14 protein-coding genes and 1 tRNA gene are annotated in these 13,671 nt (G+C 64.5%); 8 read left to right on the top strand and 7 right to left on the bottom strand.

Annotated features, from left to right (window positions below; all coding sequences use genetic code 11):
* Positions 1-63 precede the first annotated feature (63 nt).
* Both EAV90_RS18915 and EAV90_RS18910 read right to left on the bottom strand, forming a co-directional pair.
* The gene (locus EAV90_RS18915; protein WP_129144340.1) at positions 64-1,362 is read right to left on the bottom strand and encodes an ammonium transporter; all 1,299 of its coding nucleotides are present in this window, start codon (positions 1,360-1,362) and stop codon (positions 64-66) included.
* Positions 1,363-1,431: 69 nt separating this feature from the next.
* Positions 1,432-1,770, bottom strand: coding sequence for a P-II family nitrogen regulator (locus EAV90_RS18910; RefSeq protein ID WP_122400282.1), 339 nt, complete (start codon positions 1,768-1,770; stop codon positions 1,432-1,434).
* Between the two features lie 238 nt (positions 1,771-2,008).
* Here EAV90_RS18910 and EAV90_RS18905 point away from each other — a divergent pair, with 238 nt between their 5' ends.
* Positions 2,009-2,896 (top strand): DUF4339 domain-containing protein, encoded by an 888-nt coding sequence (locus tag EAV90_RS18905; protein WP_129144339.1) that lies wholly within the window; start codon positions 2,009-2,011, stop codon positions 2,894-2,896.
* A 3-nt stretch (positions 2,897-2,899) separates the two neighbouring features.
* On the opposite strand, the gene tesB is transcribed toward EAV90_RS18905, so the two are convergent.
* On the bottom strand, positions 2,900-3,760 hold the full coding sequence (gene tesB, locus EAV90_RS18900; protein ID WP_129144338.1) for an acyl-CoA thioesterase II: 861 nt from the start codon (positions 3,758-3,760) through the stop codon (positions 2,900-2,902).
* A 203-nt stretch (positions 3,761-3,963) separates the two neighbouring features.
* Here tesB and EAV90_RS18895 point away from each other — a divergent pair, with 203 nt between their 5' ends.
* On the top strand, positions 3,964-5,184 hold the full coding sequence (locus EAV90_RS18895; protein ID WP_122400285.1) for a ubiquinone biosynthesis hydroxylase: 1,221 nt from the start codon (positions 3,964-3,966) through the stop codon (positions 5,182-5,184).
* 232 nt (positions 5,185-5,416) lie between these two features.
* Here EAV90_RS18895 and EAV90_RS18890 read toward each other — a convergent pair whose 3' ends face one another.
* Both EAV90_RS18890 and EAV90_RS18885 read right to left on the bottom strand, forming a co-directional pair.
* Positions 5,417-5,614, bottom strand: coding sequence for a Trm112 family protein (locus EAV90_RS18890; protein WP_122400286.1), 198 nt, complete (start codon positions 5,612-5,614; stop codon positions 5,417-5,419).
* Between the two features lie 58 nt (positions 5,615-5,672).
* On the bottom strand, positions 5,673-6,203 hold the full coding sequence (locus EAV90_RS18885) for a TetR/AcrR family transcriptional regulator (protein ID WP_122406313.1): 531 nt from the start codon (positions 6,201-6,203) through the stop codon (positions 5,673-5,675).
* Positions 6,204-6,298: 95 nt separating this feature from the next.
* Here EAV90_RS18885 and EAV90_RS18880 point away from each other — a divergent pair, with 95 nt between their 5' ends.
* The 4 genes from EAV90_RS18880 (at position 6,299) to EAV90_RS18865 (ending at position 10,444) form a co-directional block, all read left to right on the top strand.
* Positions 6,299-6,649 (top strand): hypothetical protein, encoded by a 351-nt coding sequence (locus EAV90_RS18880; RefSeq protein ID WP_122400287.1) that lies wholly within the window; start codon positions 6,299-6,301, stop codon positions 6,647-6,649.
* A 202-nt stretch (positions 6,650-6,851) separates the two neighbouring features.
* Entirely contained in the window at positions 6,852-7,130 is a 279-nt protein-coding gene (locus tag EAV90_RS18875; RefSeq protein WP_122400288.1) for a PepSY domain-containing protein, read from the top strand.
* Positions 7,131-7,143: 13 nt separating this feature from the next.
* Positions 7,144-7,737: a cytochrome b/b6 domain-containing protein gene (locus EAV90_RS18870; RefSeq protein ID WP_208738514.1), complete on the top strand. Its 594-nt coding sequence runs from the start codon at positions 7,144-7,146 to the stop codon at positions 7,735-7,737.
* A gap of 208 nt (positions 7,738-7,945) precedes the next feature.
* Positions 7,946-10,444 carry an EAL domain-containing protein gene (locus EAV90_RS18865; protein WP_129144337.1) on the top strand — a complete coding sequence of 833 codons (2,499 nt, stop codon included), beginning with the start codon at positions 7,946-7,948 and terminating at the stop codon, positions 10,442-10,444.
* Positions 10,445-10,456: 12 nt separating this feature from the next.
* Here the strand turns inward: EAV90_RS18865 and EAV90_RS18860 are convergent, their stop codons facing one another.
* On the bottom strand, positions 10,457-11,134 hold the full coding sequence (locus EAV90_RS18860; protein WP_122400290.1) for an LON peptidase substrate-binding domain-containing protein: 678 nt from the start codon (positions 11,132-11,134) through the stop codon (positions 10,457-10,459).
* Between the two features lie 33 nt (positions 11,135-11,167).
* Positions 11,168-12,091, bottom strand: coding sequence for a thioredoxin (gene trxA, locus EAV90_RS18855; RefSeq protein ID WP_122400291.1), 924 nt, complete (start codon positions 12,089-12,091; stop codon positions 11,168-11,170).
* A gap of 271 nt (positions 12,092-12,362) precedes the next feature.
* Between trxA and EAV90_RS18850 the strand changes: the two genes are divergently transcribed.
* Positions 12,363-12,437 (top strand) — tRNA-Gly (locus EAV90_RS18850).
* 76 nt (positions 12,438-12,513) lie between these two features.
* A complete protein-coding gene (locus tag EAV90_RS18845; RefSeq protein WP_164937012.1) occupies positions 12,514-13,500 on the top strand; it encodes an NAD-dependent epimerase/dehydratase family protein in 987 nt (328 codons plus the stop codon).
* The last annotated feature ends 171 nt before the right edge of the window (positions 13,501-13,671 follow it).

The raw sequence follows: 13,671 nt of genomic DNA, 5'->3' as shown, positions 1-13,671 counted from the left end.
CGATACATAAGCACATGCTTATGTGTCGTGCAAGCCCGGAATGAAGGTCGGGCAGCCGATGGCTTACTGGAGCGCTTCGCCGTGCTGCGAGATATCGAGTCCCTCCAGCTCATGCTCACGGGATACGCGCAAGGGCACGAACAGGCCGACCAGCTTGAGCAGGACGAAACTGACGCCCGCCGACCAGACGAAGGTAACGGCGACCCCGTAGAACTGGATCAGGATCTGCTGGGGATGGCCCTCCAGCAGGCCGGCGGTGCCGCCGATGGCGCTGGTCGCGAATACGCCGCCGAGCAGGGTACCGGTCAGGCCGCCGATGCCGTGGACACCGAAGACGTCGAGCGAATCGTCATAGTTGAAGCGGTGCTTCAGCCAGGTACAGGCCCAGTAGCAGACCGCACCGGCGATGACGCCGATGACGATGCCGTGCCAGGGCGCGACGAAGCCGGAGGCTGGCGTGATGGTGCCGAGCCCGGCCACCGCGCCGGAGATCATGCCGAGCACCGAGGGCTTGCGCCGCGTCGACCATTCGATCGCGCCCCAGGTCAGCGCGCCCGCGCAGGCGGCAAGATGAGTGGCGGTGATCGCCATCACCGCGCGCGAGTTCGCGCCGAGCGCCGAGCCGCCGTTGAAGCCGAACCAGCCGACCCACAACAGGCCGGTGCCCATCACGGCGAGCGACAAATCGAACGGCGAGAGATTCTCGGTGCCGTAGCCGTGACGGCGCCCCATCACCTTGGCCGCGACGAGGCCGCCGGTGCCGGCCGACAGGTGCACGACGAGGCCGCCGGCGAAATCCAAAACGCCCGTGCTGGCGAGGAAGCCGCCGCCCCACACCCAATGCGCCAGCGGAATGTAAACAAAGATGAACCAGGCGACCGAGAACAACAGATACGCCGAGAATCGCATGCGGTCGGCAACCGAGCCCGCGACCAGCGCCACCGTGATGATCGCAAACGTCATCTGGTACAGCATGAAAAGCGATTCCGGGATGGTCTTCGCAGCAGGGTTGACGCTGTCCATGGTCATGCCGGCGAGAAACCAACGGTCGAGCGTGCCGATCCACGGTCCGTCGCCGACGAAGCAGAGCGAATAGCCGAACGCGACCCAGAGAATGGAGATCAGCGTCACCGCGGCGAGGCTCTGCGCCATTGTGGCGAGCACGTTCTTCTTCCGCACCATGCCGGAATAGAACAACGCGAGCCCCGGGATCGTCATCATCAGCACCAGCGCGGTGGCGACGATCATCCAGGCGGTATCGGCGGTGTTGATCTCGGAGGCCGCGCGCGCCGGCGAAACCATCATCAACACGCATCCGATCGGCGCAGCCATGATGGCTACGCGGCGCAACAGTCCCGCCATGTCATTTCCCCCGGCATCGAAATTGATTGGCACGCAACGGCATCGACGCGTGCGATCGAAGAGGTGTGTTTAGAGCGCGTCGCTGTCGGTCTCGCCGGTGCGGATGCGTAGCGCGTGGTCGATCGGTGTCACGAAGATCTTGCCGTCGCCGATCTGCCCGGTGCGCGCGGTGGCGCTGATCACGCTCACGGCCTTGTCGGCGACATCGGAGGCGACGGCGATCTCGATCCGCAGCTTCGGCAGGAAGTTCACGACATATTCCGCGCCGCGATAGATCTCGGTGTGACCCTTCTGGCGGCCATAGCCCTTCACCTCGGTCACGGTCATGCCGTGGACGCCGATCGCCGTCAGGGCCTGGCGGACCTCATCGAGCTTGAAGGGTTTGATGATCGCGACGACGAGTTTCATGGTCAGGCCTATTCCCCGGGATGCGCCGCGCCGTATGTCCCCGGCGCCGCGTCAATCTGGCATCTTTCCGGGCAAATGGCACAAAAAAGTTGCAGGTTGAAGCGGAAAAACGTCTCGCCATGCGAACGGCCGCCTCTGTACAGGGCATCCGTTGATCCTTCACAATGCATTTTTGGCATGGATGCGGTGAACCGAAGCGTCCCGGCCGGTACATAATTATGTTCGAGGGGGACGTTTCATGGCGAGCTGGTTCTACGCATCCGAGGGCAAGCAGCAGGGGCCCTTTGCGGAAGGGCAGTTCCGCGATCTCATCGCCCAGGGCATCGTCCGTCCAGACACGCTGGTCTGGACCGAGGGCATGGCCGGCTGGCAGAAGGCCGCCGAGATTCCGGGCCTGCTCGGCGGCGGTGCACCTCCGATGATTCCGGCCGGCGGCTCGCCGATGATGGGCGGCGGTGGCTACGGTGGCGCTGCGGGCGGATCGCTAACGGCTGATTTCAGCGCGTTCGGTCTTCTTGGCCGCAGCATCGTGTTCGTGATCGGCATCCTGCTGGTGATCCCCGCGCCCTGGGCCACCGTCTGGTTCTACCAATACATCACCTCGCACATCCAGGTGCCGGGCCGGCCGAATTTTGGTTTCGCCGGCCAACCGATGGACATTTGGTGGGCGCTGATGCTGAACGCGCTCCTGACTTACGCCGGCGCCACCGGCATCTCGTTCGCGCCGCTCCTTGCAGCGATCGCCAATGCGTTCCTCGCCTGGGTGATCCTGCGCTGGATCGTAGCCAATCTCACCTCGAACGGCGAGCGCCTGCCGCTTTCGTTCCAGGGCAGCGCGATCGGCTATGTCGGCTGGTATCTGCTGATGATGATCTCGACCATCACCATCATCGGCTGGGCCTGGGTGATCGCGTTCTGGATGCGCTGGAATTGCCGGAACATCGAGGGCACGCGGCGCGAGGTCGTCTTCAATGGCAGTGGCTGGCAGATCCTGTGGCGATCGGTGGTGTTCACGCTGGCTTGCAGCTTGATCATCCCGATTCCGTGGATGCTGCGCTGGTACGGCTGCTGGTTCGTGTCGCAATTCGCGCTGGTCGACCGCGGGGCGGCCGCTCGCGCCTATTGAGCGCTATCTCCGCTCGCGCACCGAGCCTTCCTGCGCAACGGACGCCACCAGCGTGCCGTCGGGCTTGAAGATCGAGCCGCGGGTCAGGCCGCGGCCTGATTGCGCGCTCGGCGAATCCTGCGCGTAGAGCAGCCATTCGTCGGCGCGGAACGGGCGGTGAAACCACATCGCGTGATCGAGGCTCGCCGGGATCATTCGCTTGTCGAACAGCGTGCGGCCGTAGCGCGCCATGATCGCATCCAGCAGCGAGAAGTCGGAGGCGTAGGCGAGCGCGCACATATGCAGCGCCGGATCGTCTGGCAGCTTCGCGGCGGTCTTGATCCAGACGTGAATGCGGCCGTCCTCGATCTTCTGGCCGAAATAGCGGCCGAGCTCGACCGGACGCAGCTCGATCGGCCGATCCGATTCATAGTAGCGGCGGATGAACTCCGGCATCTCCTTGAACATCGGCTGCTTCGCCACCTCCTCCGCCGTGAGCTTCTCCGGCGGCGGCACATCAGGCATCTTGTCCTGATGATCGAATGAAGTCTCCTCGTCGGCGTGGAACGACACCATGATCGAGAAGATCGCGTTGCCATGCTGGATCGCGGTGACGCGGCGGGTCGAGTAGCTCTTGCCGTCGCGCAGGCGTTCGACCTGGTAGATGATCGGGATCTGCGGATCGCCCGGGAGGATGAAATAGCAATGCAGCGAATGTGGCAGCCGGCCCTCGACGGTGCGGCAGGCGGCAACCATCGCCTGCCCGATCACCTGGCCGCCGAACACCCGCTGCCAGCTCGTCTTCGGGCTGTTGCCACGGAACAAATTCACCTCGAGTTGTTCGAGGTCGAGGATCGAGATCAGGTCGATCAGGCTTTTGGACATCGGCGCGCTTTCGCTTTCGTCGTCGTTCCGGGACGCGCGTGAGCGCGAACCCGGAATCCAGAAGTTGTTGAGCGAGATTCCGGGTTCGCCTCTTCGAGGCGCCCCGGAATGACGGAACGAAGCCGTTCCGCCCTTGTTTCACCGCACTGTTTCGCCCAGCTCAAGTCTGCTAGCAAGACCGAGAATTGACCGGGAAGCTTGGTATGTCGGTACAGGGTAGCATTGTCATAGGTGGCGGCGCGTTTGCGGGGCTCGCGCTGGCCCTGGCGCTACGCCAGGGGCTCGGCCCCGAGATCCCCGTCATCGTCGCCGATCCCGCGTTCAGCACGCGGCCGAGCCGGGACCCGCGCGCCACCGCGATCGTCGCCGCCTGCCGCCGCCTGTTCGAGGCGATTGGTGCCTGGGACGACGTCAGGGGCGAGGCGCAGCCGATCCTCGACATGGTCGTCACGGATTCCAAGCTCGAGGACGCCACCCGTCCGGTGTTCCTCAACTTCGCCGGCGATGTCGCGCCGGGCGAGCCGTTTGCGCATATGGTCGAGAACCGCCGCCTGATCGATGCGCTGGTGGTGCGCGCCGAGGCCGAGGGCATCGATCTTCGCGCCACCACGGTCGTGTCTTACGACGGGCGCTCCGATGGCATCGACGTGACGCTTGGCGACGGCAGCGTGATCGCAGCCAGCCTCTTGGTCGCCGCCGATGGCGCGCGGTCAAGACTGCGCGAGCGCGCCGGTATCGTCACCCATGGCTGGGAGTACGATCAGTCCGGTATCGTCGTCACCGTCGGCCATGAACGCGATCACGAAGGCCGCGCCGAAGAACACTTCCTGCCGGCAGGTCCCTTCGCGATCCTGCCGCTCTCGGGCAAGCGCTCCTCGCTGGTATGGACCGAGCGCCGAGCCGAGGCCGCGCGCATCATCGGGCTCAGTGACGAGGAATTTCACAGCGAACTCGAGCAGCGTTTCGGCCTGCATCTCGGCGAGGTGAAGGTGCTCGACAAGCCGCGCGCGTTTCCGCTGTCCTATTTCGTCGCGCGTTCATTCGTCGCCGAGCGCCTCGCGCTGGTCGGCGATGCCGCCCACGTCATCCACCCCATTGCCGGCCAGGGCCTCAACATGGGGCTGAAGGACGTCGCGGCGCTGGCCGAGGTCGTGGTCGATGCCGCGCGGCTCGGCATGGATCTCGGCGCGGCGGACGTGCTCGAACGCTACCAGCGCTGGCGCCGCTTCGACACCATGGCGATGGGCGTCGCCACCAACTCGCTGAACTTCCTGTTCTCCAATCAGTCGACGCTGTTGCGCACGGTGCGCGACATCGGCCTCGGCCTCGTCGACCGCGCCCCGCCGCTGAAGAACCTCTTCATCCGCCAGGCCGCCGGCCTCACCGGCGAAGTGCCGCGGCTGCTGAAGGGCGAGGCGTTGTAAGGCGCAAGTTTAGAGAGCGCTCGCGCCTCACTCTCTTCGCGTCGTCCCGGACAAGCGCGCCCCAAGCGCGCAATCCGGGACCCATACTCCGCAGCAAGAGTGTTGCGAAGACTCGAGGTGACCAGCTCGCGCAACAGCGCAATTCGGTGGTAACGGGTCCCGGCCTTCGCAGGGCCGACACCGAGGATGTGGCGCCGGCATTGCTCCAAACGAGCGACCGGCTACGCAAGCTTCAATCGATCTTGCGCGCCTCTTCCGGCAGCATGATCGGGATGCCGTCGCGGATTGGATAGGCGAGCTTGGCGCTGCGCGAGATCAGCTCCTGCTTGGCCGAATCGAACTCCAGCGGGCCCTTGGTCAGCGGGCAGACCAGGATCTCCAGCAATTTGGGGTCGACGCTGGCTTCGGGACGTTCGGTGGGCACGTTCATGGGGGTCTCCGGCAGTCGGCTGCCTTTAGCACAGAAATTCGCGTCCGGCATCACGGGTCTAAGCGACGAGCATCCCTAGGAGCTCGTCGAGCACGGCCTGAAGCCGCGCCGCCGGCAGCGGCGGGCCTGACAGGGCGGAACCGAGGAATGTCCAATAGAGGATCTGCGCGCGGGCCTGCGCCGTCGCCGGAGCCAGCCCACGCTTTTCCAGCAGCGCCTCGATATAGTCGAGCCTGCGGCGATCGATTGCGCGCACCGCCGCTTGCGCCGTCGCATCGAACGCGGCCCAGTTGCGCACCGCGCGCTCGAGGTCGAGCCGCGCGCCAAAGGATCTCCACAGCAGCATCTTGAGCGGCTCGTCGCTGGCGGCTTCGACATCTGCGATGATCTGCTCGGCCGCGATCTCGCGCCAGCGCTTCAGCACGGCAGCGTGAAACCCGGCCAGATCGGCGAAATGCCAATAGAAGCTGCCGCGCGAAACACCCATTGACTTGGCGAGCGGATCGGCCTTCAGCGCCGTGAAGCCGTTCTTGCCGAGCGCCTTCAAACCCTCCTTGATCCAGTCGTCGGCGGAAAGCTGCTCGGTCATGCCTGGCTCCGGATGGAGGCCATACATTAGTGTATTGACAGCCGCGGGCAAGTGGGTGCATGTCCATACAGTGCTGTACGGATGGAGCATGCCCGATGCGAGACCTTCTCCTGCAATGTTCCGGAGCCGTCGCGATCCTCATCGCGCTGATCCACGGCGTGCTCGGCGAGAGCAAGGTATTCGCCCGCGCCAGCATCGAGCCGCCGCGCCTGCGCACGCTGATCCGACTGGTATGGCAGGCCGGCACCGTGGCGTGGATCGGCGGCGGCGTGCTGCTGCTGGTTGCGCCGCGGCTGGAATCGAGCCTCGCCCGGCACTGGATCGTCGCCACGCTCGCCATCGTGTTCGGCTTTGCAGCCCTCGCCAATGCTTTCGCCACGCGTGGCCGCCATTTCGGTTGGGTCGGCATGGGGGCAGTCGTCGCGCTCGCGGTCGCAGGCTACTAGCGCCGCGCATCCGGTCCGTGAGGCGTAAGGCTGCAGCGGTGGGGCCAAATCCGCATTGTGCGCAGAGAGCTCTCATGTTTTCGCGCATGTTAGAGGTTATCTAAAGCGAACCAGGGCCGTACGCGATTGACTTCACCGCCTTCTTTGCTTCCTTCGGTGCGCTCCGCGGCTTCGCGGCGCGTCCACGAGAGGAGGAGAGTTCGTGAAGGTCATTCGTGTTGTTGCCATTGCACTGACGATCGGAATCGGCGCGGGATCGACGGCCTTGGCCGACGGTTTCAAGGATTGCACCAAGCTAGACAAGGCGTCGTGGAAGCCGGCCAGCGAAGCCGAAGCCAAGGCCAAGGCGCTGGGCTATGAGGTGCGGCGCTCCAAGATCGAAGGCTCGTGCTACGAGGTCTACGGCGTCAAGGAAGGCAAGCTCTACGAGCTGTTCTACAGCCCCGAAGATCTCAGCCTGAAGCACACGATCGCCAAGTAAGGATCATCCCGGCTTGATCGAAAAAGCGGTGCCAGAAGCGCGCGGGCCGGCCGACCGGGCCCCCGCGGATCGAACCGCTTCGCGGACGGTCGCAGTCTGGGATCTGCCGCTGCGACTCTGGCACTGGGCTTTCGCGGCCAGCATCCTGGCCGCGTGGTTCACGCCCACCGTCTATGACCGGCTGCATCGCATCGTCGGCTATACGGTCCTTGGGCTTCTCGTCTTCCGTCTCGTCTGGGGTTTCTGGGGCGGTCGCTACTCTCGTTTCCGCATGGTCGGCGTCCGGCTCCTTGTCGCGCCCCGCTATCTCTGGAATCTGCGCCGCGGCATCACCGGCCGCTATATCGGACTCAATCCCGCCGGCACGATGATGCTGGTGGCGCTGCTGCTCGCGGTCGCCGTCTCGGCGATCACGGGCGCGATGTCGGTGACCGTGACCTTCTTCGGCCTCTGGTGGGTCGAGGACACCCACCATTATTCATCGGATGCGGTCATCGTGCTGGTGGTGCTGCACGTGCTCGGCGTGCTGCTGATGGGACTTCTTCAGCGCGAGAACCTGATCCGGGCGATGATCACCGGCCGCAAGCGGATCCGGCATCATCTCTAAGCGAACCGGTCGAGTTCCCGAGCAGCCACAGGGCTACGTAGTTTCACGGGGCGGAGCCGTCTTAACCCGCACAACCACCCCCAACTGGCGTCATTTGCGGGGAAACATTTACCTCGCGATAGGCATGCAACCGGGCATTGCAGAAAATTAACGCGGACAAAGCCTGATCGGCTCAATCCTCGATAGTATTGACGAGGGAGCGATTTGCATGTTCCGCGTTTTTTCATGTCTTACGGCCGAGCACGATTTGCGGCTCGTCGTACTCGCAGGCCTGGTCTGCTTCGTCGCGAGCATCGTCGCAGCCAACATCTTTCATCGTGCGATCGCGACGCGCGCGCGAACGCGGTGGATCTGGATCGCGATTGCCGGCGCCGCCATCGGCTACGGAATCTGGGCCACGCATTTCGTCGCGATGCTCGCTTATGAGCCGGGTGTCACGACCGGCTACGGCCTCGTGCTGACGGCGTTCTCGCTCGCCGCGGCCATGGTTCTGACCTCGGTCGGCTTCGGTGTGGCGGTCGGCACGTCCGGTCGCTGGGGCGCGATGGCGGGCGGCGTCATCATCGGCGGCGGCATTGCCAGCATGCACTATGTGGGGATGTGGGCCCTTGAAGTGCCCGGCCGGGTCGCCTGGTCGGTGGACCTGGTAATCGTCTCGATCATTCTCGGCATGTGCCTCGGCTACGCAGCGCTGGCAGTTGCCCTCACCTACCAGGACTATCGGGGCACGCTGGGAGCGGCCGTCCTGCTCACACTCGCCATCGTGTCGCATCACTTCACAGCCATGGGCGCCGTGCAGATCACGCCGGACCCCACCCTCGCGACGGACAAGCTCTCGCTTTCTCCGGGTTTCCTCGCACTTGCCATCGCCGGTGTCGCACTTTCCGTGCTGGGGATGAGTCTGATCGGCGTGCTGGCCGATCGCCGCCTGGCAAGCCGAACCGCCAGGTTCGAGGAGATCATCAGCCAGCTTTCGCTCGCCCGGCAGCAGCTCGAAGATTCGCAGCTGGAACTACAGGAACAGACGCTCAGGCTGGATACGGCGATCAATCATATGGTCGAGGGTCTTTGCATGTTCGACGCCGAAAAGCGGCTTGTGGTCTGCAACGAGCGTTATGCCCGACTCTATCAGCTGCCGCCGGAGCTGCTGAGGACCGGGACATCGCATACCGACATCATCAGGCATCGTATCGCGAAGGGCATTCTCAAGGGCGATTCCAGCGAATGCGCTGCCGAGCAATTCATCTCGAAACTGGCGGCCCTGCCGTTCGATGCAGTTTCGAGCAGGATCGACGAGTTTGCGGATGGCCGGCTGATCCGCGTGACGCGACAGCCAATGGCCGGCGGCGGATGGGTGGCCACGCATCTCGACGTAACCGAGCAACGCCGGTCCGAGGCCAAGATCACCCATATGGCGCAACACGACGCGCTGACCGATCTGCCAAATCGCGTGCTGCTCAGGGAGCGGATGGAGCATGCGATTGCGGTGACGCGCAACGGCGGCCTCGATCTGGCCGTGCTCATGCTCGATCTCGATCGCTTCAAGGAAGTCAACGACACGCTTGGACATCCGGCGGGCGATGCGCTGCTGCGCGCCGTCTCCACGCGTCTGCGCGAATGCGTCACGGAAACCGCGTTGATCGCGCGACTCGGCGGCGACGAGTTCGCGGTCATCGACTACGTGACCAACCCGGCCGTGGAGGCCGCCGCCCTTGCCGAGAACATCAGAAAGGCGCTTTGCGAACCCTTCGATCTCGGCGATCACCGGGTTACGGTGGGCACCAGCATCGGCATTGCCATCGCGCCGCGGGACGGCAACGATTCCGACGTGATCCTGAAGAGCGCGGATCTCGCGCTCTACTCGGCCAAGAGCGGTGGACGTGGTGCATACCGCTTCTTCGAGCCGGAGTTCGACGAGCTGATGCATGCGCGACGCAACCTCGAGCGCGACATGCGGGATGCGCTTGTTGGCCGTCAATTCGAGCTTCACTACCAGCCGTTCGTCAGCGCCGCGACCGGCGAGACCTGTGGCTTCGAGGCCTTGCTGCGCTGGCATCACCCGCAGCGAGGCCTGGTCCTGCCCGGCGAATTCATCCCGCTTGCGGAAGAGACCGGCTTGATCGTGCCACTGGGCGAGTGGGTCTTGAGGACCGCCTGCGCGGAAGCTGCCACATGGCCGACATCTGTCAGGATCGCGGTCAACCTGTCTCCCGCCCAATTCAGGAGCAAGGAGCTCGTTCCGGTCATCGTCGGCGCGCTGGCGAGTTCAGGACTCGCGCCGCACAGGCTCGAGCTCGAGGTCACCGAGACGGTGATCATGCATGACAGCGAAGCCGTCTTTGCGGTGCTCGCTCAGTTGCGCGAACTCGGCGTGCAAATCGCCCTGGACGATTTCGGCACCGGTTATTCATCGCTGAGCTTTCTGCAGAGATTCCCGTTCGACAAAGTCAAGATCGACCGCAGTTTCGTCGACGAACTCTCCGGCGTGCGGGCCGAGGCGCGCCATCTCGCGCGCGCAGTGGTTCGTTTCGCAGTCAGCCTCGGCAAGACGACGACCGCCGAAGGCGTCGAAACGAAGGAACAGCTCGACATCCTCCGTGAGGAAGGGTGCATCGAAACGCAGGGCTATTATTTCAGCCGGCCGATGCCTGCATCCGACATCGCCAGAATGCTGCGGCGGGACGAAGCAGCCGTCCGCGCTGCGTGAGCTTTCAGACCCTCACTGCAGCGGCGGATCGCCGCTGGTGCGTTTCTTGGCGAGATCCATCTCCGTGACGGCGATCAGGATCTCGGCGCGGGTCTTCAGGTCGGGCGCCTCGAGCATCGCCTGCTTCTCCGCGGGGCCATAGGGCGACATCATCGCCAGCGCGTTGACGAGCGCCTCGTTGGGTGCGCTCTCGACGCCCTCCCAGTCGACCTTGAGATTGTTGGCCTTCAGGAAATCCGCCAGCACGGCCAGCAGCGCCTCGCGATCGACCTCCTCCTCGCCCCTTCGCGCGGTGAAGTCGTCGACGAAAGCGAAGAAGTCCACCTTGCACTGCCGATAGGGGGTGAGCACCTCGAGCTCCTCGACCACCTTGAAGCGCGAAACGCCGGTGAGCTCGAGGATGTAGCGGCCGTCGCCGGATTCGGCGAGCTGGGTGATGCGGCCGACGCAGCCGACGCGGAACAGTGCCGGCTTGTCGGAATCCTTCGGCGAATGCGCCACGTCCGGCTGGATCATGCCGATCAGGCGATGGCCGTCGCGGAAGGAATCGTCGACCATCGCGAGGTAGCGCGGCTCGAAGATGTTGAGCGGGATCTGGCCGCGGGGCAGCAGCAGCGCGCCCGGCAACGGAAACACCGGAATGATCTCCGGGAGGTCGGCGGGCCCGCGATATTCGATGTTGATCGGCATCTGCCCGGTCCCCCTGGCGTTGCCAGTACGTCCCTACGAAAACAGGATCGTCGACAAACGCTTGCGTCCCTCGACGGTTGCATCATCCGTGCCGCCCCAGGCCTCGAAGAACTGCACCAGCTGCTTGCGGGCGCCGTCGTCGTTCCACTTGCGGTCGCGCTTGACGATCTCGAGGAGCTGCTCGGTCGCCGCCGCGCGATTGCCTTGCGCGTTGAGCGCGGTGGCGAGGTCGAATCGGGCCTGATGATCGAGCGGGTTTGCGGCGACTTTCTGTTCCAGCTCGGCGACAGGACCAAGCGATTTCGCTTGCTCGGCGAGATCGATCGCGGTCTGCACGGCCTTCACGGCCGGATCGTTGCGCTTGGAGTCCGGCACCATGGCCAGCGTCTGCTTGGCCTGCTCCAATGCGCCGGAGACGGCGTAACACTTCGCAAGGCCCGCAAGCGCCGCGATATTGGTCGAATCATGCTGGAGCGCCTCGGCATAGATCTGCGCCGCCGCCGCCGTGTCGCCCTCGGCGAGCACAGCTTCGGCCTCCTGCACGATCTCGGAGACGTTGACCTCGCCCGGCGCGGTGACGCCCTTGGTCAGCCGCTCGATGAAGGCATTGACCTGGCTCTCCGGCACCGCGCCCATGAAACCGTCGGCCGGCTGGCCGTTGACGAAGGCGATCACGGCCGGGATCGACTGGATGCCCATTTGGCCCGGGATCGCCGGATGGTGGTCGATGTTCATCTTGACCAGCTTGACCTTGCCCTTGGCCGCCTTCACCGCCTTCTCCAGCACGGGGGTGAGCTGCTTGCAGGGGCCGCACCACTCCGCCCAGAAATCGATCAGCACCGGCTGGCGCTTCGATTCCTCGATGACATCCTTCACGAAAGTCTGGGTGGTGGTGTCCTTGATCAGGTCGGCCGCAGCCGGGCCCGCCGCTCCGTTACCCTGGTCGATGATCGTCACGGGATCCCCTCGTCATGCTGGAATGGCGGCTCTTTAGCATGCCGCCGCATCATATGCTTGTGGTCGGCTCCTAAATTGGGCCGGATGGGCCGAATTTCAATCCAGGCGCCCCGATTCGCCGGTTCCGGAGCTTTTTCGGTCCATTTGGCCACGTTCGGGGTCCATATGGGGTCCTCAATTGCAAATCTATGCCGCGGGTAGCTGTTGCATTCCCCTCCCGCTTTTGGCATACGACAGCCGTTGCCGGCGCGTCACGCGACCGACACAGGATGCGGGTGTAGCTCAGTGGTAGAGCACGACCTTGCCAAGGTCGGGGTCGAGGGTTCGAGCCCCTTCGCCCGCTCCAAATTTTCCCAGAGCATCCAGCCAAACCGGATCGGGCCGTGGTTTTCCACGCAGCTGACGGCTGTATTGGATCTCAAATGACAATTCTGGTCACCGGCAGCGCGGGCCACCTCGGCGAGGCCATTCTGCGGACGCTCCATGGGCGCGGGTCGCCTGCCCGCGGGCTCGATCTGAAGCCCTCCCCTTTCACCGACGCCGTCGGCTCGATCGTCGATCCGGCGCTTGTGCGAGCGCAGATGGACGGCATCACTGCAGTGATCCACACCGCGACGCTGCACAAGCCGCATGTGGCGACCCACGGCAAGCGAGACTTCGTCGACACCAATATCACCGGCACGCTCAACCTGCTCGAGGCGGCCGCGGCGGCCGGTGTGAAGAGCTTCGTCTTCACCAGCACCACCAGCGCGTTCGGCTCGCAGCTGCGCCCCGAGGCCGGGCAGACCGCCGTGTGGGTCACCGAGGACCTGCCGCCGGTGCCGAAGAACATCTACGGCACGACCAAGCTGATGGCCGAGAACCTGTGCGAACTGTTCTTTCGCGAACGCGCCCTGCCGGTCCTCATCCTGCGGACCTCGCGCTTCTTTCCCGAGGACGACGATGATCCGGCGATGCGGTCGGCTTACGCGCTCGACAACGCGCAGGCCAACGAGCTGCTCTATCGCCGGCTGGATATCGCGGACGCGGTCAGCGCCCATCTGCTGGCCGTCGAGCGCGCGCCCAGAATCGGGTTCGCCCGCTACATCGTCTCGGCCACGAGCCCGTTCGAGCAACGTCATCTCGAAGCGCTTGCGCGCGATGCCGCCGGTGTCGTGCGCGAGCTCAATCCGGAATGTGCGCAGCTCTATGCGGTGCGCGGCTGGCGGCTCTTCCCCGCGATCGACCGCGTCTATGTCAACGAACGGGCGCGGCGGGAGCTCGGCTGGCGGCCCGAATACGACTTCGCGCATGTGCTGCGCAGCCTGCGAGATGACCGCGATTTTCGCAGCACCCTGGCGCGCGAGATCGGGTCGAAAGGCTATCATGACACGGTGTTCGAGGATGGGCCCTACCCCGTCGCTTCGTAAGCGCCGCGATTGCTGTTTTGCTCGACGTTTCAAATGCCTGTTCGACGTCACCGGGAGCGCGCCGGTCTGAGCCGTTCTACTGTGCATGGGGTTGTTTTCGCGTTTTTGTATGATCCCTCGTGCCGCCTGCAAGCGATCCGCGTGCCCAATTGATTTCGCGCTGCAGCGAGA

Origin of the sequence: Bradyrhizobium vignae (assembly GCF_004114425.1) — a bacterium.
Lineage (GTDB): Bacteria > Pseudomonadota > Alphaproteobacteria > Rhizobiales > Xanthobacteraceae > Bradyrhizobium > Bradyrhizobium vignae.
The sequence above is the reverse complement of the archived record's forward strand: the minus strand, read 5'-3'. Positions and strand labels throughout refer to the sequence as shown.

What these genes read in the sequence shown, in the direction of transcription:
- EAV90_RS18885 (WP_122406313.1), bottom strand. Translation starts at nt 6,203, where the DNA reads ATGACCGAGCAGCTTTCCGCCGACGACTGGATCAAGGAGGGTTTGAAG.
- EAV90_RS18915 (WP_129144340.1), bottom strand. Translation starts at nt 1,362, where the DNA reads ATGGCGGGACTGTTGCGCCGCGTAGCCATCATGGCTGCGCCGATCGGA.
- tesB (WP_129144338.1), bottom strand. Translation starts at nt 3,760, where the DNA reads ATGTCCAAAAGCCTGATCGACCTGATCTCGATCCTCGACCTCGAACAA.
- EAV90_RS18905 (WP_129144339.1), top strand. Translation starts at nt 2,009, where the DNA reads ATGGCGAGCTGGTTCTACGCATCCGAGGGCAAGCAGCAGGGGCCCTTT.
- EAV90_RS18880 (WP_122400287.1), top strand. Translation starts at nt 6,299, where the DNA reads ATGCGAGACCTTCTCCTGCAATGTTCCGGAGCCGTCGCGATCCTCATC.
- EAV90_RS18865 (WP_129144337.1), top strand. Translation starts at nt 7,946, where the DNA reads ATGTTCCGCGTTTTTTCATGTCTTACGGCCGAGCACGATTTGCGGCTC.
- EAV90_RS18910 (WP_122400282.1), bottom strand. Translation starts at nt 1,770, where the DNA reads ATGAAACTCGTCGTCGCGATCATCAAACCCTTCAAGCTCGATGAGGTC.
- EAV90_RS18845 (WP_164937012.1), top strand. Translation starts at nt 12,514, where the DNA reads ATGACAATTCTGGTCACCGGCAGCGCGGGCCACCTCGGCGAGGCCATT.
- EAV90_RS18890 (WP_122400286.1), bottom strand. Translation starts at nt 5,614, where the DNA reads ATGAACGTGCCCACCGAACGTCCCGAAGCCAGCGTCGACCCCAAATTG.
- EAV90_RS18860 (WP_122400290.1), bottom strand. Translation starts at nt 11,134, where the DNA reads ATGCCGATCAACATCGAATATCGCGGGCCCGCCGACCTCCCGGAGATC.
- EAV90_RS18895 (WP_122400285.1), top strand. Translation starts at nt 3,964, where the DNA reads ATGTCGGTACAGGGTAGCATTGTCATAGGTGGCGGCGCGTTTGCGGGG.